General features: G+C 45.9%; 25 protein-coding genes and 2 pseudogenes. All 27 read left to right on the top strand.

Annotation, left to right across the window (positions count from 1 at the left end; all coding sequences use genetic code 11):
• Positions 1–101 precede the first annotated feature (101 nt).
• Positions 102–509 (top strand): DNA-packaging protein, encoded by a 408-nt coding sequence (locus AAY47_RS12910; RefSeq protein ID WP_047770506.1) that lies wholly within the window; start codon positions 102–104, stop codon positions 507–509.
• Entirely contained in the window at positions 490–1,713 is a 1,224-nt protein-coding gene (locus AAY47_RS12905; protein ID WP_047770504.1) for a PBSX family phage terminase large subunit, read from the top strand. The genes AAY47_RS12910 and AAY47_RS12905 overlap by 20 nt, the downstream gene beginning before the upstream one ends.
• Positions 1,713–3,086, top strand: coding sequence for a DUF1073 domain-containing protein (locus AAY47_RS12900; RefSeq protein WP_047770502.1), 1,374 nt, complete (start codon positions 1,713–1,715; stop codon positions 3,084–3,086). The genes AAY47_RS12905 and AAY47_RS12900 overlap by 1 nt, the downstream gene beginning before the upstream one ends.
• Positions 2,989–3,855, top strand: coding sequence for a phage minor head protein (locus AAY47_RS12895; RefSeq protein ID WP_200897784.1), 867 nt, complete (start codon positions 2,989–2,991; stop codon positions 3,853–3,855). Before AAY47_RS12900 ends, AAY47_RS12895 begins: the two co-directional genes overlap by 98 nt.
• 12 nt (positions 3,856–3,867) lie before the next feature.
• Entirely contained in the window at positions 3,868–5,025 is a 1,158-nt protein-coding gene (locus AAY47_RS12890; RefSeq protein ID WP_047770500.1) for a DUF2213 domain-containing protein, read from the top strand.
• A 2-nt stretch (positions 5,026–5,027) separates the two neighbouring features.
• Positions 5,028–5,516, top strand: coding sequence for a structural cement protein Gp24 (locus AAY47_RS12885; RefSeq protein WP_047770498.1), 489 nt, complete (start codon positions 5,028–5,030; stop codon positions 5,514–5,516).
• A 3-nt stretch (positions 5,517–5,519) separates the two neighbouring features.
• Complete coding sequence (locus AAY47_RS12880; protein ID WP_047770496.1) at positions 5,520–6,479, top strand: major capsid family protein; 960 nt, start codon at positions 5,520–5,522, stop codon at positions 6,477–6,479.
• A 14-nt stretch (positions 6,480–6,493) separates the two neighbouring features.
• Positions 6,494–6,856, top strand: coding sequence for a DUF4054 domain-containing protein (locus AAY47_RS12875; protein ID WP_047770494.1), 363 nt, complete (start codon positions 6,494–6,496; stop codon positions 6,854–6,856).
• On the top strand, positions 6,853–7,323 hold the full coding sequence (locus tag AAY47_RS12870; RefSeq protein WP_047770492.1) for a hypothetical protein: 471 nt from the start codon (positions 6,853–6,855) through the stop codon (positions 7,321–7,323). The genes AAY47_RS12875 and AAY47_RS12870 overlap by 4 nt, the downstream gene beginning before the upstream one ends.
• Positions 7,316–7,651 (top strand): hypothetical protein, encoded by a 336-nt coding sequence (locus tag AAY47_RS12865; RefSeq protein WP_235428355.1) that lies wholly within the window; start codon positions 7,316–7,318, stop codon positions 7,649–7,651. Before AAY47_RS12870 ends, AAY47_RS12865 begins: the two co-directional genes overlap by 8 nt.
• Positions 7,623–8,069, top strand: a complete 447-nt coding sequence (locus tag AAY47_RS12860; protein ID WP_235428354.1) for an LIC_12616 family protein — start codon at positions 7,623–7,625, stop codon at positions 8,067–8,069. Before AAY47_RS12865 ends, AAY47_RS12860 begins: the two co-directional genes overlap by 29 nt.
• A gap of 2 nt (positions 8,070–8,071) precedes the next feature.
• Complete coding sequence (locus tag AAY47_RS12855; protein ID WP_047770486.1) at positions 8,072–9,583, top strand: DUF3383 domain-containing protein; 1,512 nt, start codon at positions 8,072–8,074, stop codon at positions 9,581–9,583.
• 9 nt (positions 9,584–9,592) lie between these two features.
• Entirely contained in the window at positions 9,593–10,027 is a 435-nt protein-coding gene (locus tag AAY47_RS12850; RefSeq protein ID WP_047770484.1) for a phage protein, read from the top strand.
• Positions 10,027–10,419: a phage tail assembly chaperone gene (locus AAY47_RS12845; protein WP_047770482.1), complete on the top strand. Its 393-nt coding sequence runs from the start codon at positions 10,027–10,029 to the stop codon at positions 10,417–10,419. Before AAY47_RS12850 ends, AAY47_RS12845 begins: the two co-directional genes overlap by 1 nt.
• Before the next feature lie 147 nt (positions 10,420–10,566).
• On the top strand, positions 10,567–12,450 hold the full coding sequence (locus tag AAY47_RS12840; protein ID WP_235428353.1) for a hypothetical protein: 1,884 nt from the start codon (positions 10,567–10,569) through the stop codon (positions 12,448–12,450).
• A gap of 63 nt (positions 12,451–12,513) precedes the next feature.
• Positions 12,514–12,807 (top strand): DUF6694 family lipoprotein, encoded by a 294-nt coding sequence (locus AAY47_RS12835; protein WP_047770480.1) that lies wholly within the window; start codon positions 12,514–12,516, stop codon positions 12,805–12,807.
• A 300-nt stretch (positions 12,808–13,107) separates the two neighbouring features.
• Positions 13,108–13,479 (top strand): annotated as a pseudogene (locus AAY47_RS12830) (phage antirepressor N-terminal domain-containing protein); the annotation flags it as partial.
• Between the two features lie 291 nt (positions 13,480–13,770).
• The gene (locus AAY47_RS12825; RefSeq protein WP_047770479.1) at positions 13,771–14,025 is read left to right on the top strand and encodes a type II toxin-antitoxin system RelB/DinJ family antitoxin; all 255 of its coding nucleotides are present in this window, start codon (positions 13,771–13,773) and stop codon (positions 14,023–14,025) included.
• The gene (locus tag AAY47_RS12820) at positions 14,015–14,308 is read left to right on the top strand and encodes a type II toxin-antitoxin system RelE family toxin (protein WP_047770477.1); all 294 of its coding nucleotides are present in this window, start codon (positions 14,015–14,017) and stop codon (positions 14,306–14,308) included. Before AAY47_RS12825 ends, AAY47_RS12820 begins: the two co-directional genes overlap by 11 nt.
• Before the next feature lie 56 nt (positions 14,309–14,364).
• Positions 14,365–15,111, top strand: a complete 747-nt coding sequence (locus tag AAY47_RS12815) for a phage baseplate protein (protein ID WP_047770475.1) — start codon at positions 14,365–14,367, stop codon at positions 15,109–15,111.
• Positions 15,111–15,449: a phage baseplate plug family protein gene (locus AAY47_RS12810; protein ID WP_047770474.1), complete on the top strand. Its 339-nt coding sequence runs from the start codon at positions 15,111–15,113 to the stop codon at positions 15,447–15,449. Before AAY47_RS12815 ends, AAY47_RS12810 begins: the two co-directional genes overlap by 1 nt.
• Positions 15,424–16,272, top strand: coding sequence for a phage protein (locus tag AAY47_RS12805; RefSeq protein ID WP_047770472.1), 849 nt, complete (start codon positions 15,424–15,426; stop codon positions 16,270–16,272). The genes AAY47_RS12810 and AAY47_RS12805 overlap by 26 nt, the downstream gene beginning before the upstream one ends.
• Entirely contained in the window at positions 16,250–16,915 is a 666-nt protein-coding gene (locus AAY47_RS12800; protein ID WP_047770471.1) for a Gp138 family membrane-puncturing spike protein, read from the top strand. The genes AAY47_RS12805 and AAY47_RS12800 overlap by 23 nt, the downstream gene beginning before the upstream one ends.
• On the top strand, positions 16,912–17,274 hold the full coding sequence (locus tag AAY47_RS12795; RefSeq protein ID WP_047770470.1) for a hypothetical protein: 363 nt from the start codon (positions 16,912–16,914) through the stop codon (positions 17,272–17,274). The genes AAY47_RS12800 and AAY47_RS12795 overlap by 4 nt, the downstream gene beginning before the upstream one ends.
• Entirely contained in the window at positions 17,258–18,382 is a 1,125-nt protein-coding gene (locus AAY47_RS12790) for a baseplate J/gp47 family protein (protein WP_047770469.1), read from the top strand. The genes AAY47_RS12795 and AAY47_RS12790 overlap by 17 nt, the downstream gene beginning before the upstream one ends.
• On the top strand, positions 18,375–19,034 hold the full coding sequence (locus tag AAY47_RS12785; RefSeq protein WP_047770468.1) for a DUF2612 domain-containing protein: 660 nt from the start codon (positions 18,375–18,377) through the stop codon (positions 19,032–19,034). The genes AAY47_RS12790 and AAY47_RS12785 overlap by 8 nt, the downstream gene beginning before the upstream one ends.
• Positions 19,018–19,523 (top strand): annotated as a pseudogene (locus AAY47_RS12780) (phage tail protein); the annotation flags it as partial. The gene AAY47_RS12785 and the pseudogene AAY47_RS12780, both read left to right, overlap by 17 nt.

Below are 19,523 nucleotides of genomic sequence, written 5' to 3'. Positions count from 1 at the left end.
TGCTTGATAGAATTTTGTAGAGGTTTTTGGCTTCGGTGGTCTCGCCCGAATAGGGGGTTATATCAACCAGACCAGTTAATTATGCTAAATGAGGGAAGGAGATGGGACAACAAACAAATCAGGTAGGTTGCCCTAGCAAGCTGAATGATGAGCTAATCGCTAAGGCAAAGACATATCTGTATGGCGGTTACACTGAACATGAAGCTGTCATCCCTAGTGTGGCAGGATTGGCCTGTTTCTTAGGTATCGCTCGTTCTACAGTCTACGAGTACGCAAAGCTCAATTCCGAATTTTCGGACACGTTAGAATGGATTCTGGCGCTACAGGAAAGCAAGCTGATTAACAAAGGGTTGATAGGTGAATTTAACGCAACAATCACAAAGTTAATGTTGGCTAATCATGGGTATTCTGAGAAGCAGGAAGTGGATCACAAATCATCTGACAGCTCGATGTCACCAACAAAAATAGTTCTAGTTGCCGGAGGTAACAGTGACGGTAGCGAGGATTGAAATACCACCAAAATTAATATCTGCATTTAATGGTAATTATCGATATCGATGTTCACACGGCGGGCGTGGTTCGGCAAAGACTAGAACATTCGCATTAATGACAGCCATTCGTGGCTACATGTCTGCGCAGAATGGGCAATCTGGTGTGATACTTTGCGCTCGTGAATATATGAACTCTCTTGAAGAATCATCAATGGAAGAAGTTAAGCAGGCCATCAGGTCTGTACCTTGGCTGAATGATTTCTATGAGCTGGGCGAAAAATACATTCGAACAAAATGTAAGTCAGTAAGCTATGTCTTTGCCGGATTGAGATACAACCTTGACAGTATTAAGTCCAAGGCAAGGATTTTGATAGCTTGGGTGGATGAAGCGGAATCGGTTTCTGAAACTGCATGGACAAAGCTCACGCCAACTGTTCGTGAAGCCGGTTCTGAAATATGGGTCACATGGAACCCCGAAAGAGACGGTAGTGCCACTGATAAACGATTCAGAAAGAACCCACCTGAAAATTCCATCATTGTTGAGATGAATTACGATGATAACCCGTGGTTTCCTGATGTGCTGGAACAAGAGCGAGTTAATGACCAAGCCAGATTAGACCCTTCCACTTATGCCTGGATATGGGAAGGTGCGTATCTGGAAAACTCCGATAAGCAGGTGCTGGCGAACAAATACAAGATTGAATCGTTCCCGGATGATCTCTGGCAGAAAGCAGACAGATTACTACTTGGCGGAGATTTCGGCTTTGCCAGAGACCCAAGCACCCTGCTTCGCATGTTCATTCTGGATAACTGTCTGTATATCGACCGTGAAGCGTATGGTGTTGGTGTGGAACTCGACCATATGCCCGCGTTCTACGACCAAGTGCCAGAGTCCCGTAAGTGGCCTATCAAGGCGGATTCTGCCCGACCGGAAACGATCAGCTATCTCAAGCGGCAGGGGTTCAACATCTCAGCTGCCAAGAAATGGCAAGGCAGTGTCGAGGATGGCATCACCTATTTACGTGGCTTTAAGCAAATCATCATTCACCCGCGCTGTAAAAACACAGCAAAAGAAGCCCGGCTCTATTCCTACAAAACAGATCGCATTACGGGCGAGGTGCTGCCGGTGATTGAGGATGCCAATAACCACTGCTGGGATGCTGTGAGGTATGGATTGGATGGGTATATCAAGGGCCGTACAACCGTATGGGACATCATGTAATGGCGAAAAAAACGATGATAGGTCGTCTGACTGATGGCCTACGCAGTATGATGACGTCACTCGGTGAACGGGTGGCAGCAATAAAATATGCGAGCAATAAGTCTGATGTATCAGATAAAGAATTGCTGGCAATGTACAAAAACTCATGGGTGGTTCAGAAATACATCAACAAAACTGCTTATGACATGTTGAAATTGCCTCGTGAGCTATCAGGCGATATCGATGAGGAACTGAAAACACGGATAGCAGATACTGAGCGTGAAATGGACGTATACGGGATTTATCGTGATGCGCTGACATGGGCGTCATTGTTAGGCGATTCGCTGATTGTAGCGGTAACTGATTGCCCAGATGAGATGATTAGTGAGCCGCTAAACCTCCAATCAGAGGATATCATCAAGTTTCTGGTACTTCGGAAAGACGAGTATTCGCCAGCCAGCAATGTTATCTCTGATATTGCGTCACCTCATTTTGGTTATCCACAGAACTACCAAATCAACATTGGTAGTCAGCAGCTTTCGTTTCATCACTCACGTTGCCACCGTACAAAATTGGGGCTGCATAGTATCAAAGATATGCCTAAGTTCGGGACGTCTGATATTCAAGCGCCCTATGAGGCCATTAAAATTTTCGACTCAACAGTTGTGAGCACTGGCGACACCATTCAAGAGGCAAACGTTGATGTGATTTTTCTGCCCGGACTGAATAATCAAATTGACTCAGGGCAAGAGGTGCAGGTTATCGAATATGCCCGCGTGATGAAGCAAACCAAATCCTCAACCGGATTGATGCTGCTGGACGCGGGGGACGGCACAATGCAAAGCCGTTATGAACAGAAAAATGCTCAGTTTACTGGGCTGTCTGATGTGATCACCAAAATGATGAGTGTACTAGCGGGAGCACTGGACAGGCCAATCACTATTCTGTTTGGTCAGTCTGCTAGCGGGTTCAGTTCTGGCGAAGAGGATAACAAGGCGTACTACGAAACTATTAATGGATTGCAAGAAGCACGGTTGCGCCCCATGCAGGATTTCGTCGATCAGTTCATTCTCGACAAACTGACTGCTGACGTTGAAATCAGCTACACCTATCCCTCTATCTACAGTGTTAACGAAACGGAAGAGGCCACCCGGTTCACGCAATACGCCACTGGCTTTACAACAATGGTTCAGGCGGGATTTCTCCCAGAAGATACTGCATTACGTGAAATGGTGGCACGGGGTGTACTGACCACCGTTACAGAGGCGGATATTAATGCATTAGCAGGGGTGAATAATGAGCAATGGAGCAATCAGTCTGAAAGAGATGCTGGAACGCAAACAGGGGCGTTTGAAGGGACGCAATCGGCTAATGCGTCCCCCTACTCCCAGTAAGCGGGTGGAGGTATGGTATCGTGACAGACTCATCGAATTTATCAGGATAATGCAGGATGTTGTAATAGAAGATCTGCAAAAACCGATACTCAATGATGCCCCCTTCGAATCTGTCCTCTCAATCACTGCACGACTCTCAAGAGCAATCCAAAAACTGGCGAATATGTCCATTCTCGATATGGCAAGACGACTGTCATTCGGTATGGTCAAGCGGGCTAATGAGCAAAATAAGTCCCAGACGCAAAAGGCCTACAAAGCAGCGTTTGGCATAGACTTAGCTGGGATGCTGGGTGATGGCGCAGTAAAAGAGCGCCTCGAAAATGCAGTAAAAGAAAATGTGGATTTAATCCAGTCGATACAAACGGATTTTATCAACGATATCGGTGAGAAAGTCTTCTCTAACCTCACTAACGGTGGCAGGTATGAAAATCTGGTCTCTCTCATTCGTGAGCGAGGGCAAGTAACACAAAACAGAGCTAAATTTATCGCCCGTGACCAGACCGCGAAACTCAATTCAGCACTGACCGAGACGAGGCAAAAAGCGCTTGGACTTGACCTGTACGAATGGGGTGGCGCGGGTGATGAGCGAGAGCGGGCAACTCATGTCGTCCTGAATGGTAAAACCTGCAAATACTCAGATCCCACCGTCTATTCAGACGATGGCGGCAAAACGTGGAAGAAGCGCTCAAATATCAAAGGATATGAAGGTGCACCCGGCACAGACTATCAGTGTCGTTGTGTGGCTCTTCCAAAAGTCTCGTGGGATTAATGGGATTAATTTATGACGTGGAAACGAACACCACAGGGTTACGTTGTGACCACTGCGACAATTACCCGTGCTGGCCCAGTGGAATATTACGGGCATGAAGTCGGGTTAACTGGCAAAGATATAAACAAAAAAGTCACCATTCATCGCACCATCGAAGAACTCTCCAAACCTGAAACCCTGAAATCGTTTGACGGATTAACACTGACGCTGACGCATCCAGATAGCGGCGAGGTTAATGCTGACGAGTGGAAGGATAAGACCATTGGACATATTCAGAATGTCAGAGCTGACAGTGATTACATCGTCTGTGATGCCTATCTGAAAGATGCCAAGGCGATTCAGATACTGGAAGAAAAAGGTATCCGAGAGCTATCAGTTGGTTATGAACCTGCTGAACTCGAAGATCGGAACGGTGAATTGCATCAAATCAATATTCGCGGCAATCACGTTGCCGTAGTAGCTGAGGGACGCTTAGGCGACACCTGTAGATTAAACGACAAAAAAGGTACACCGATGAAAACATTGAGAGATGTTATTGCGTTGCTCAAGGGTAAACGCACCAAGGATGCTGAGGGGCAGCCTCTGACAGATGAAGAGCTGATCGGCATGATTGCCGCACTGGAGAAAACACTGCAAGAACTGGAAGGTAACGCGACACCAGAGGCCGCCGCAAAAGCACAGGAAATTGTGGCTCAATTGGCAGAGCTGAAAACCCAACTGGAAGCATCGAAAGGTACAGGCACTCCCCCGCCTCCGCCAAACGATGATGATCCCAATGCAAGTGGTACTGATGACAAAGACGCCCGTCTCACGGCACTTGAAGCTGAAAACAAACAGCTCAAAGAGGAAAATGCTTCACTGAAAGAAGAACTGGAAAAGCTGAAAGGTGAGAATGACACCGCAGCTACATTGAACGACGCTAAGACACGTTTCCCAAAAGTTAGCTTCAACGATACTAAATCTGCGCGTGATGTTCGTGCAGCGGTGCTGTTAAGCACTCACGTATTTACGGACGCTCAGGTCAAGTCCATGACTGACGACGAAATTCGTGCGGCTTATGCGGCTGTTCAGGCGACAACCAAACCACGCAGCAATATTGGTCAGCATTTTTTTAATGACTCCGCAGCAGCCACGAAAAAGTCCGCATCTCAACGTTTAGGAGGTAAGTAATTATGGCATTTGGCTATACAGACTGGGATTCCGGTACGGGCCTATTTAAGCCGGGCACAATCAGACGCGCTTCAAGTTCAGACAGCAAAGTGTGGGGTGAAGAAAACCGCACGAATACCGATTTGGAATATGGCATCTTTGTTGCTGTTAACCCAGAAGGCGGTATCAGGAAAATAGAGAAAGCGACTGACCTGATTCACGGCATTGTAGTTCGTGATATCTATGGCGATAAAGCGCCACACAACAAACAGGTTAACGTGGGTCACTTCTCTCACGGTGACAGCGTAGCAGTATCGGCAGTAGAGAGTGATGAGTTTGCCCGTGGTGATAAGGCGTACATTGTCGCTACAGGCAAAGATGCAGGCAAAGTAACGAAAATAGCAAAAGGTAGTATTGATTTGGGTTACTGGGTTGAAGACGTTAGCGCGGGCAATCACTGCGTAGCTGTCACCCTCGGTTACATTCAAAACGTACAGAAAGCAGGAGAGTAACAGATGCCTATGGAAACCGCATACTTTGAAGAAGTATTGCAGGAAGCGCTAACAGAGCGTGATAAGCAGTTACAGGAAAAAGAACTACCGGAAATTAACATCGGTGAAGCATTGCCGGTCACGGAAGGGCTGGATTTTGCCGAAGAATACTTCAAGTTCGGTGTGACCGAAGTAATGGGATCGGTGAAGGACGGTATCATCGGTAACAAAACCAACTCTCTGAAAACCATCGACAGTGAAATTGAAATGCTGCAAGCGCCTGTCGGTCAATGGGGCAAGGCGGCAACTTGGACTCAGCAAGAAGTGGAAAAGCTAGCCAAGGTCAATATTAATCTGCAAACCAAAAAGCAGGATGATTTGTTTGCCAACGCATTGGCCACTATACAGTACTCTGGCTACGTCGGTCATGTAGCAGTAAAAGGGCAGGAGGGGCTACTAACAGGCTCTCGCGTTCAGGTGATCACTGAATCAACCGGAAAAACCATCAAGGAAATGACCTCGGAAGAGTTCATTAACATGGTGCTGAATGCCTATAACGTGGCATGGTCAAAATCACAATACCGCATTCAACCGACACATGTCGCAATGGATGCATCTGATTTTATGCTGGCAATGCAGAAATTCGATACCAACAGCGTGATTGTCGGCGTTGACCTGTTGCCTGTGTCTGCAATGGATCGCATCATGGCGGCGCTGCGTAAAGCCTCCGGTAATGAGTCATTCAGTATCACTTTTGTGAAGATCCCTTCTAACTTTGCGAAAAACATCACGAAGGGGAAAAGTCGTCTGGCAATTTACACCCATAGCGAGGATTACCTCGAAATGAAAGTGCATATGCCAGAACTGCTGCCAGTGCGCCAGCGTGATTTGCTGACCTACGAGTGCGGTTACCGCTCTGCGTTCGGTGGTGCAATGTGGAAACAACCACAGTCTGCGGTGTATGTAGACTACAAAACTTCGTGATCACAGGGGGTAGCATGGAATTTCTCACCCGTTACCCTGAATTTGCCAACGTTGATGAATCACGTATTGAGATTGCCCTACAGGATGCAGCTGACCAAATGAGCAGCAAAGTGTGGGGTAAACTCTATAAGCAAGGGCGACAGGCTCTTGCTGCCCACCTCCTCTATGTTTCTGGTGCATTAACCCGCAGCGGTCACAGCAACGGAAAACCCGTGCAAATAGCAATGAGTAAATCGGCTGGTGGATTATCCATCGGCTATTCTGCGCCTGATGCGGGATTTAGTACTAATCATGAGGGTTATGCGTCCAGTTCCTACGGGCAGACATATTTGCGTCTGCGTAAATCAGTCTCACGGCATATGTTGGTGGTGCGATGATTAGAAATTCTGGCAATTTCGATGGGAAAATACTTAAGGCGCTACAAGAAAAGATTGAGGCTCTGAAAAAAGTCAAAGTGGTTGTTGGTGTTCCGGCGTCAAAGAATCATCGAGACGATGAAACCGGAAGAAGCAATGCGGAAGTTGCCGCAGCTCATGAATTTGGTGTGCCCGGTCATATTCCTGAGCGCTCTTTTTTGCGCTCGACTTTGCAGGAAAACAAGGAAGGTGCAGTACGGTTTTTGGTTAATGGTATTCGTCAGGCATTGGAGGATAACACGGACACAAAACAGCCTTTTGAGTTAGTTGGGCGTCAAATGGCTGGGCAAGTGCAGCGAAATATTCAAGCTGGTATTAATCCGCCTCTAAACCCTAAGACTATTAAACGTAAGAAATCGTCTAAGCCTTTGCTCGATACAGGACAACTGCTCCAGTCAATAACCTATGAGGTGCGTGAAGATGGATAGCTTTGTTGATGACATCTTCGAAGATGAATTCTTTCGGCAGGAACATGAGTTTACATCGCCAGACGGTAATAGCCGAACACTGGTCTGCATCGTTTTTCCAGCCGGAACGGAAGACTTGCAGATTTTGCCAGAGGGTGATCGCTATAACCCCACCGTCAAGGTATTGACGCAAGAGAAAGTCAGCGTGAAGGATTTATTTTTCTGGAATGGCTATCGCTGGCGAATTATCACTAACGCGCGTTGGAACGACTATGGATACTACGACTCTCTCGCAACTCGATATGAGGGCAGTCAGACAAATGATAGCGACGGTTTTGAAATTACCTGAATCTGTTGTGCTGGATGCTGACGGTGAAACCGATGTGTCTGATATGCAGTCGTTCATCACTGTAAATCGGGTGACCTCGGAAATGATGGGCGAAGAGTATAAATTCGACGCAAGGGAAGAAGTTGAAATTATTACCGTCACTCGTGAAAGCGTTATCTCTGTCAACGCTTTCGGCAAAAACTCATATCTCATTATTGAAAAACTCGCCACTGTTCTCAGAACCAGTTACGCGCAATCTCTGCTCACTCGCATTGGTGCTGGACTGGTCAGGAAATCCCAGATTCGAAACCTGCCTACCGCCATTGCGGGTGGTAAAGAACAGCGGGCGCAAATCGATTTAACTCTCTCCCATATCCACCGGATAGAAACGCCAATGAATCAGGCGAAAACGGTCGATATTACTGTTTATGAGGATTAGTAATGAGCTTATCTATTAAAGAGGTGGTCAATGCTCAGATCATGCCGCAGGCAATGGCTGCAAGACGCCGAGATTTGAGCATGATCGCCATTTTTACGCCAGAGATTGGCAGTGCATTTACGGATGACACAACACGCTATGTCATTGTTTCCAGTGCGCAGGATGTGGCGAACCTGTTTGGCACGAAATCAGAGGCACACAAGGCGGCGCTATCATTGTTCTCTGTGCGACCTACGCCGAAACGTGCCCTGATTAGTCGATGGGCCAAAGCTAAACAGGAAATTCCGGCAACAGCCAACGCATTAAAGGGTTCAACTATCTCCGCAGGCATCAACGCATTCAAGGCCGTCACTGATGGAGCAATGATGCTCAATGTGGGCGGCAAAGATGTTCTGCTCTCTGGTTTAAATTTCAGCACAGCGATTGACTTTTCTGATATCTCGGGTGTTCTGCAAAAGGCCTTACCCGAAAACAGTAATCTGTCTGTTATCTGGGATGCAACAGGACATCGGGCCATCATTCAGGCGCAGTCAGCAGGGGCGTATCCAGCGACAAAACTTGGTTATGTCGCAGATCCGAATACCGGAACCTATGTCGGTAACATGCTGAAACTGCAAGACGGACAGGCATCAATTGTCATTGGCAAGTCTGCGGTGACAGTCGAGCAGGAGCTCCCCTCTGAGGCATTGCATAAACTCCAGAATGTCTATCAGGACTGGTACGGCGTGTATTTCGCTGATGCTATCACCGATGAACAACTGGATGATATGCACACATGGATTGCAGCGGCTGACATGAAAGTCGGCGCATATACAGCATTGCGTGATGAGTTGCTGGACTGGAATAACGACAACATCCTGAAAAAGCAGTGCGACAAAAGCTCCGGTCGCCTGATGGTGGAATACAACAAAACGGGTGATGACCATGCCGCCGTTTCTCTGTTGGGTATCTCACTCTCGACTAACTGGAATGCTCAGAATTCCGCAAAAACCGTCAAATTCAAACAGCAAACTGCTGTCCGTTCTGATGACCGGATAACTTTATCAGATGCTGAAAAATGCCGTCGTCTGGGAGTGAACTTCTATACCGACTATGACGGGGTATCAATGATTGCCGAGGGCGTTATGCTGGGTGGTGTGTTCATTGATGAAACCGTAGGTATTGATGCGTTTTTGGATGCGTGCCAGAAACAGGCATTCACAACATTACAGGCTAACCCAACCAAAATACCACAGACAGATAAAGGGCAGGCCATGCTGATCGGCGCTCTAACCGTCATTGGTAATGAGTTCGTGCGTAATGGATTTCTGGCGGGTGGACTCTGGCGTGGGAATGATATCGGTGAACTGACCTATGGTGACAGGCTGGACGAGGGGTTCTATTTCTATTCTGACAGCTACGACCTGCAATCACTGGCTGACCGCGAATCACGTAAGGCCATGCCGATTATGTGCGCAATCAAATTAGCCGGGGCGATTCACTCCGTTGATCTGCTAATCCAATTTAACCGCTAAGGGGTAAACATGGCTCACTATAACCATTCACAGGCGATTCTGACCATCTCCGGTTATGAGATATCAGGATTTGAAAATGCAGCGGATGCTTTGTCAATAGCACCAGTTGGTGATGATGGTGATATCACATATGGAGTTAATGGTAATGGGGTATTCGTTGCCACGTGTAATCAAGGGATGATTATAACCATTAAGTTACTCCAACACAGTGTAGACAACGAGTACCTAAACAAGCTGCGTAATGTCCAGATTAATACGCCAAAAGCCTTCTCGCCGCTGCATATTTACTACAAAGACACGATGAATGGCGACGAAATACTGCTGAGCAGTTGTTACTTTACCACGCCGCCCACAATCGCACGCGGAACCGCACATAACGGCGTTGCTTGGACACTAAAAGCGACACGCTCAACCATGAACCTCAAGAAAGGACTGTATAACTAATGATCATCGATAACATTACTTACGAACACCGTCAATCTAATTTTGTAGAGGCCAAGAACCACGCATTCAAGCTGGTGAGTCTATTGAAAGGCTGCATCAAAACTGACGGTGATAATGTGGATATTGATATCGGGGCCATTGCCTCCAATATCGGCTCACCTGAAATGCAGGGAGTTGAACAGTTCGTGCTGAAATATGTCACGGTAACGGATGAGTCAGGGGCCGCTATCCTGTTGCAAAAGCCTGATACATTCAATGCTCATTTTAACGCGCACCGCTCGCACTATTTCCAGTTGATTTTTGACGGCGTGAAGTTCCATTTTGCGGATTTTTTGCCCGCTGGGGTCGCGTCTGCGAAAAGTATCAATCTCTCGGCGATCCTCAGCAAATAAGCTCCTCCGATGTGGATTGGCTAAAGATGACGCCAATTCTACACGGCCCCTATACAGGGCATGACCTAAGAACTACAGCAACCCTATCAGATGTGCTTGATTTCCATGAAGCCTATGTCGAGGAGTTGCTGTCTCAAAAGAGGGCAAATGATGCAGATAGAAGAACTGCTCGTTAGTATTGGCGTGGATACTACGCAGGCGGCGAAAATCAAAGATGTCATTATTGCCCTCTCCGCAGCCGCGACACAGGCCGCACAGGAAGCGAACCGGATTAACCAGAATCTGGATGATATCGGCGATAATGCTTCCGATAATCTGGAAGATGCCGGACAGAAGGCGGAGGAAGTCCAAGGTTCGTTGAGTAAACTAAAACTGCTGGCGGTTGGTGTTACTGCTGTTGTTGGTATGGCAACAGCTAAGGTTATGGGGTTCATTAATGAATCACTGGCAGGCGCTAAAGAGTTAGCCGAACAGAAAGGCTTGCTGTACGACATATCAAATCGGGAACTAGCACAGGCTGATGAATATCAGGAGGCCATGCAAAAGACCGGGCTGGCGATTCAGTCTATCAAAACTAAGATAGCACTGAACCTCGTCCCGTCTCTGACCGCCGTTGTGCAGAAATTCAATAGTTGGATAGTTGCTAACAAGGACTTAATTACCCAAGGGTTAACGAAGGTTATTCAGGCTGGCGGCAAAGTTATTCAGGTCATCATGAACTCAGTAAAGGCTGTTGATAAAGTTATTTCCGGCACAATCGGCTGGAAGAATGCCCTGCTGATACTCGCGGGTGTATTGGCAATAGTGAAACGCGGAATGATTATGGCCTTTATTGCTAATCCGGTGACGTGGGTGATTGCCGCTATTGCAGGTCTGCTGCTACTGCTGGATGACCTGATGGTCTATCTGGATGGTGGTGATTCCCTATTCGGTGATTTCTGGGGCGCCTGTATCAAATGGATTAAGGATATTAAAAAGTGGTGGAACTCCCTTTCCGGTGAAATGCAGGGGTCAATCAAACTGATTGGTGGCATGCTGGCAGCAATGTTTGGTACTAATGTATTTATGGCAGTCACGAAAGGTGCAGGCGCATTTGCTAAGGTGCTGTCGTTTCTGTTCTCCCCTCTCACCACGATAGCAAAACTGGCAATGACCGCAGGAAAAGCCTTTCTCTGGCTCGGTCGGGCATTCCTGATGAACCCTATCGGATTGGTGATTGCGTTGATTGCTGGCCTTATCTACGTCCTGTACGACCTGTATCAATGGATCACCACAGGTGAATCGGCGTTTGGCGGTTTCTGGCGGATGGTTGCAGACATATGGAAGAAAATTAAGACGGTGTTCCGGGATGGTTTTAAGTATATCCTGAAACAGTTCGGCATGAGTGAACAGGACGCTGACCGATTTGTCGATAAGCTGGGGGATATATTCAGTTTTATTTGGTACTGGATTACCTATCCCTTTCGGGCTGGACTAAAATTAGCCAAAGGGCTTTATGACATATTCTCCGATGACTCGACAACATGGACAGAAAAACTTGGCAAGGTGTTTGACCTGCTTCTCGACTTAATAACAGCGCCCTTTAAGGCGGCGTTCAAATTTGTTCTGGGATTATTCGGACTGAACGAGCAAGATGTTAGTAAGTTTGTTGATGATATCGGTAAGCGGTTCACTGAGGTCAAGGAACTGATTAAAAAGCCGTTCAAAGAGGCTTTTGATTGGATTGAAAAGAAGTATCCAGCATTAAAAAATTTCTTTTCAGGTGACCAAGCGGCAGAGGAAGTGGCGGTTAATTTAGGTCAAGTTGCAGCAACCGTTAACGCCGGAGATGGCTCTAATATTGGGCAAGCCATTTCAGCTTCTACTACGAATAACAGTAGCCAAACAACAATTAAGCAAGGTGATGTGACGGTGCATCAAAGCATAACAACATCCGATCCTGTAAGGGCAGCTCAAATATCTACTGATGGATTTAGTAGAGAGCTGAAAAGAGCTTATTCAAGTACGGGTAATGTTCTAGCAAGGGATTAAATTAATTTTTATTCCGTTATACTGTTATGAAATAGTGTGATTTTATATAAACAGGGTGATTGCATGAAAAAGATTCTTGCTGTATTGGCTTTCTCTTTATTTTTGATTGGATGTGGTGAGCCAAAATTAGATGCTTCTAATGATGTGACAATGAAAGAATCTATTCAAAAAATGAACGATGATTTATCACCAGAAGATCAGGTGAAGTTCAAAAAAGCAATAGCGAAGGCCATATTCAAATCGGGCTTCTCTGGTGGCGATGAGGCTCAAAAGAACCAAGCGCTCAAAGAAGTGCTGCATGGCAAAACCGCCACCGAAATCATCGCAATGGATCAGAAGATAAGCGAGAAGAAGTAAATTAGCCCCGGGAGGGGCTTTTTTATTGGAACCCACGAAAGGCAGTAGATCAAATACTGATCTTTTCAACAGGATTAACCAATTTAACAGTGATTGCTAGGGTTAACAATACAAATTTACACGTATTTCGTGTGTAAATGGTTGAAAATACGAGGCGTCTCGCAATTCGAAATATATCACCTTTACAAAAAGTTACAATTACGTAATAAATAGTACCGCTCTGAAACGGCGAAGCCCCCGACTACTGGTAATAGTCAGAGGGCTTCTAAATCGTCTAATACCATCTCAAGGAAAATAGACATGTCTATTATAGCAACTAAAAGCGTTAGTAAAACTATTAACGTTCCATTTTATGGCTCAGATCTCTATGTTGTTAATTATAATGGTGAGCCGTATGTACCGATGAAGCCGATTGTTGATGGCATGGGGTTAGCGTGGCAATCACAGTTAGAGAAGCTGAAACAAAGATTTAAATCAACTGTAACGGAAATCGTTATAGTTGCAGCGGACGGTAAAAATAGGGATATGTCTTGCCTTGCTCTCCGTAAATTAGCTGGTTGGTTAGCTACTATCAGCCCGAATAAAGTTAAAGCATCGATCAGGGATAAAGTTATCCGGTATCAGGAAGAGTGCGATGACGTTCTCTATGAGTACTGGACTACTGGTGAGGTGAAAAAGAAAGAGTCAAAACAGCCACCTAATTTCAGATACATCATTAAGATGGAGGTTTACGATAACCATCTCAACAAAACTGAAACTTTTACAGGTGGAACTGAGACGCCGCAGGGCATCATTGACGGAGTAGCAAGACGATACGGATTTTACATTGAAAACCTGCTCTCCCTGCCGATGAATATATTCTAGTCCAAAGCCACGGACGGCTAAAATTTAAAAAAAAACTGATTGCATCATAGATTAAATAACATACAATGTAATACAAACGTAATTACATATGGAGATACTATGAGCACAATTCAGATTAGAGTGGACGAAGAACTTAAAAGAAGTGCTTATCAGGCACTTGAAAAAATGAATCTTTCTCCTTCCGATGCAATGCGGCTCTTTCTGCGCTATGTGGCAGAAAATGAAAAACTGCCGTTTACAGAAGTATCCGTAATGGTCTCAGAACGCGACGAAGACGAAGATATTTTGGAAGTAGTTCGTGAGCGACTCAAGAATCCTGCTAAACGAATTCGGGTAAATCTCGATGAGATTTAATATCGAGTTTGACGAGCGAGCTTTAAAGGAATGGCGCAAGCTGGATAACAACATCCGTGAGCAGTTTAAAAAGAAGTTGCGAAAGTTACAGGAAAATCCTTATATCGAATCAGGTAAACTACACGGTGATTTAGCTGGCTGCTTCAAAATAAAACTTCGCTCTTCGGGATTTCGTCTTGTTTACCAAGTGATAAATGAAGAGATTGTGATATGGGTGATTGCTGTAGGCAAAAGAGAAGGCTCAAAAGCTTACAAAATAGCCAGCGAGCGGATTGTGCGCTAACAGTAATAATCTAAAACAAATAGGTCGCAAACGCGGCCTTTTTTATTGGGGCGACTATGGACTTACTCAGCGGTTTTAACACCACAACGGCTTCAGTGATAACGCGCTCCATTGGTGAGTTTCAGTTTGACTGCGTGGTCATTGAAAATCACAGCTCAAATTTGCGTATCACTGAGAACCCTATTGAGTCAGGGGCGGCGATTGCTGATCACGCCGTTCTGGAACCTAAAGAAATCACATTAGTGGGGTTAATGGTTGGTTACCAGCCCCCACGGCATTTCAATAAGTTGATTGGCGGTAATCTTTCTGCCGCGATGGATAAATACCCGCTTCCTATCGAAATCAGAGCCATGACACAGCAAGCCGAGTCGATGGTGAATCGCTATATTTCATTGGGCGAATCCATGTTAGAACAGGTGGGATATAACCGCCCTGTAGCACCGTGGTTGCCTAAATATCAGGGGCGAGCCAATGACAGCTCGTACACGTTGGACAGAGTTGGAAAAGCGTATGACGACTTATTGAACCTTCAAAAGGCTGGCGAAACTATCACGGTTCAAACTGGGCTAAAACAGTACCAAAACATGATGATTGTCAGCATTAGCATCACCCAGATGAATGACGGATCGGCAGAATTCAGTCTGACACTGCGTGAAATTTTCATTGTTGAAACGCAGACGGCTCAAGGGCTGCATCCCAATCTGAAAAAATCAGCGCCGAAAAAAAAGAATATGGGTAAGACACAACCAAAGAAGGTGGATGGAAAAAAATCAATGCTTGAGTGGCTATTCGGAGATGACTGATGATATACGAAATACCCGTTTCAACCGAAGAAATCCAAGAGCAGTCATTTACCCTGTTTGATATGAACCTGCGATTCACCCTGTATTTCAATCCCATTTCTAACGGCTGGCAGTTTGATTTACTGGATACCAACACAGATCAATACATCGCCCAGCGATACGGCATCACGGTAAATAGCCCTGCATTATTCACTAAAAATCTCCCGTTCATCATATTAATGCATGATGGCTCTGGGCTGGGGATTAATTCAGTCCAGCGTAGTGAGCTGGGGAACCGGCTTAAGATATATTTTGTCGATAAGGATACGTGGAATGAGGCAGTTCGGGCGACAACTTAAACTGAATATTGGCAACACCAAAGAATCTATTGAAATCACTAACCTCAGAGTCGCATTCGAGATATCTAAAACCATTGGCAGCGAGCCTAACCCCGCAACAATTCAAGTGTGGAACCTTAATCCATCGCACCGAAATTTAATTACCAGCAAAACTTATAACCGCGTCAGTCTGGCAGTCGGTTATGAGGAAATGCGCGTGATTTACATGGGTGACATTATTGAGGCGATAACTCTACGGGACGGGTTAGATTTTGTCATCCAATTAACTTGCGGTGATGGCTACGAGGCGTACACGGGCGCATTGGTCAATAAGACACTGGCAGCAGGCGCTACCGATGCCAGTATTTTAGCTGAGACCACTAAATCAATGCGGGTTGGTAATGGCGTGATTGATTTACCCAAAGACAGAGCATTGCCGCGTGGGAAAGTTCTGGCAGGCAATGCCCGCGACATCATGCACAAAATCGCCCGTAACAATGGCGCTGACTGGTCAGTACAGGATGGAAATATGACTGTGTTACCCAAAAGCAAAATCTTAGCCGATAACGAGGGATTTGTGCTGTCTCAGGAAACTGGAATGATTGACGGGCCAGAAAAAACCGATGACGGTCTGTCGGTGAGCTGTCTGTTAAATCCTGTTATGCGGATTGGTGGACTGGTTCGGGTTCAGTCAATTATTCCTGAATATAACGGTGATTACAAAATCACTGCACTGGAACACTCCGGCGATTTCATGAGTGACGGCTGGACAACCAAAATCACCTGTATCGGCGGGAAATTTCAGAAGGTGGAGAAGACGAGTGAAAAACCCAACACTGCTTGATGTTATGGATAGAAAAGCTGAGAACGAGCGCCTTGATATTCACACTGCCTTGCCTGCCAGAGTTATCTCATTTAACGGCCACACTGCCACAATAGAACTGATGATTAACCAAATACTGCGTAATGGCGAGATATTGGAATTGCCACCATTAGTGGATGTTGTCGTCCAGTTCCCGCGGGCGGGTGGATTTTGTTTCACTGTGCCGGTGACATCCGGTGATGAGGGGTTGGCTATATTCTCAGAGCGCTGCATTGATGGTTGGTATGCGACGGGTAACAAATCCGTACCACTGGATGCGCGATTGCATGATTATTCCGATGCGTCATTTATCCCTGGCGTGTGCAGTCAGCCCAAAAAAATTCCTGCGTATTTCAGTGGTGGTGCCTCTATGCAAACCGATGACGGATCAACGTTCATCCGTATGATGCGGGGGAAAATTACCATTATGGGTGATATTGAACATCTCGGTAATAGCAAACAAACAGGAAATCATCAACAGGCGGGCAATTGGAATCAGACCAGCGGTAACAGCGAATCCAGCGGTACAATCAGGGCAGCGCGTGTAATTGGTGGCGGCGTGGACATTGAAAACCATACTCACCCAGACTCACACGGCGGTAATACAGGGAGACCCAACAAATGAGAGTGAGGCGATTAGATGATAATCACGATTGGACATTTGGTAACAATCGCAGTGATTACGCCACAAAATCAGAGGCAATAGCGCAGTCAGTGAAAACTCGGCTGTTATCTCTGTGTAATGACTGGTTTCTCGATCCCGATCATGGCGTGAAATGGTTCGATTATCTGCGCAAAAATCCTAACCTGATGGCGATGGAATCAGAATTAAAAATGACTGTCCTGAATACTGAGGGGGTAACGGAAATTACGTATTTTGATATCAAAATCGATTCGGATAGTCGTAAATCATTGGTAGAGATTTCCTATATAGATATATACGGAAATAAAAACGAGGTCAGTACTCATGCTCCAGATTACTGAAACAGGAATTGTCATTGACCAACTGTCTGACATTCACCAGCGGTTAGAGGACGGCTTTAAGCGTATATATGGTGAGGATATCAGTCTGGATGCTGATTCGCCTGATGGTCAAATGGTCGGGTTATTCTCTCAGGAATTAGCCAACATCAATCAGGTCATTGCATTTATTGCACAAATGTTAGAACCCTACAATGCAACGGGAGCATGGCTGGAACAGCGGGCTATGTATGCTGGACTGGTTCGTCGTGGTGCTGAGTTCAGCTATCTGGATGATGTAGTGATGACGGGGACTACTGGCGTTATTGTTCCTAAAGACACTGTGCTCACAGATAATAACCGCGTCAAATGGATAGCGCTCAATGAGGTGACGCTAGATGCCAACGGATCAGCCCGCGCGATGTTGCGCAGTCAAGAACTAGGCGCTTTCAGTTTGCAACCCCAATCAGAGCTGCAATTGGATACGGTGATTGTGGGCGTAGAGAAGGTCATCACGACAAAAGAGGCTAAATCTGGCAGTGAAGAGGAAACAGATGGCAACTTCTTGAAACGGTTTATGCGTTCACATTCCATCAACAATCATGACGACAAACAGGGAATAGAGGCGGCACTGCTTGACCTGCCAGATGTAAAACAGGCGCGAGTTTATGAGAATTACACTAACCAGACAGACAAACAGGGCGTTCCTCCTCACTCTATGAATGCGGTCGTGATTGGAGGACGTGACGAAGATATCGCGCTCACCATCCTGAAAAAGAAAGTGGGTGGATGTGGCCTAATGGGAGCTATCTCATATTCATGTGATTACTCAGGTACGGCGAGAACGGTAAAATTCGACCGCGCTGAGATGGTTGATATCAAGGTGAGAGTTATCATTGACCGTATAAACGGATTTCAGGATATCGACACTGACGGAATTAAAAAATCACTGGCTGCGACTGAATTTGAAATTGGTCACCCTGTTTACGCCATGAGATTAACGTGTCAGGTTAATTCCATTTCCGGTTTTTACATCAAATCAATCACAGTTAATAGCTCCGATACCGCTGCCATAGGCGTTAGACAATGCGCCCGCATTAGACCTGAAAATGTGGAGGTGTTGATTGAATAAAAAGCCAGCCGATTTCCTGATATGGCAATACAGAGGAAAACCCAAGGCCCGGCAAACTGTCGGGCTTTTGCTTTCTGAGGGTAAAAGAGTTTTCCAGTCAGCCGTGAAACTCGCTGAAATATTGGACATAGACAAATCGGAGGGGTACGGACTGGATCTCATTGGACGCCATGTAGGAATTGGCAGAGCAATGAAGTCATTTGTACCAAAAGACTATTTCGGCTGGCTGGGTATTGACGGGGCGTTAGGGTTTAATAGCGGGCTATTTTATCGCTATGGAGACTCGTTACATAAATCCGTTAGGCTGGACGACTCGGATTATCGTTTTTTTATCCGAGCGAAAATTATCAAAAATTTTCAGCGCCCAACCATTGAGGGAATTACTCACTCATTGCAACATCTATTAGGGGGTCAGTCATTTATCATTGATAACTATGACATGACGATGAATGTCGTTGTCCCTGCTGATTATCTCACCCCATTTCGATTACACGCCATCCTGAAACTCGACATATTGAGCCGACCGATAGGCGTTCAATACAAATTCGTTGTTGTTAGCAATAGTCGTCCGTTTGGTTGGGCACATGACTCCCGCGCCTTTGGATTTGGTGACGGAAAATTTACGAGGATTATCAATGTCAATCATCAATAAACCTGATTACAAAATATTTGCCAATGATGCAAAAACAGGGGAAATAGAGACGTTTCCCGATATATTACGTGGATGGGGAGTTACTACTGATCGCACGGCAGGTAAGCCGCCTATGGAATGGTTTAATGCCATCGGGAAACGCTCAGATGAGTGGATGATGTATCTATCTCAGCGTGGTATTTCTGAGTGGGATGTATCTGTAGATTATCCGCAATATGCTGTAGTGCAACATGCAGGTAAATTCTACACAGCTAAACGGCAAACCAGAGGGCAGCAACCGGATAAATCACAAAATGAGTGGATATTATTTGTTGATGCTATCGGTATTGCTAAATCTGTCACCGACTCTCTAAATGAAATCAACATCAACGCCAACAGCCGCCTCGAAAAATCCAAGAACGGCGCGGACATTATTGATAAACAGGCGTTTGTGAAAAACCTCGGTTTGGCGGAAACAGTGGAGCTGGCGAAAAATGCCCTGTCCAAATC

Origin of the sequence: Xenorhabdus griffiniae, assembly GCF_001028135.1 — a bacterium.
Taxonomy (GTDB): Bacteria; Pseudomonadota; Gammaproteobacteria; order Enterobacterales; family Enterobacteriaceae; genus Xenorhabdus; species Xenorhabdus bakwenae.
Note: the sequence above shows the minus strand (reverse complement) of the source record. Positions and strands in the feature narration are given on the sequence as shown.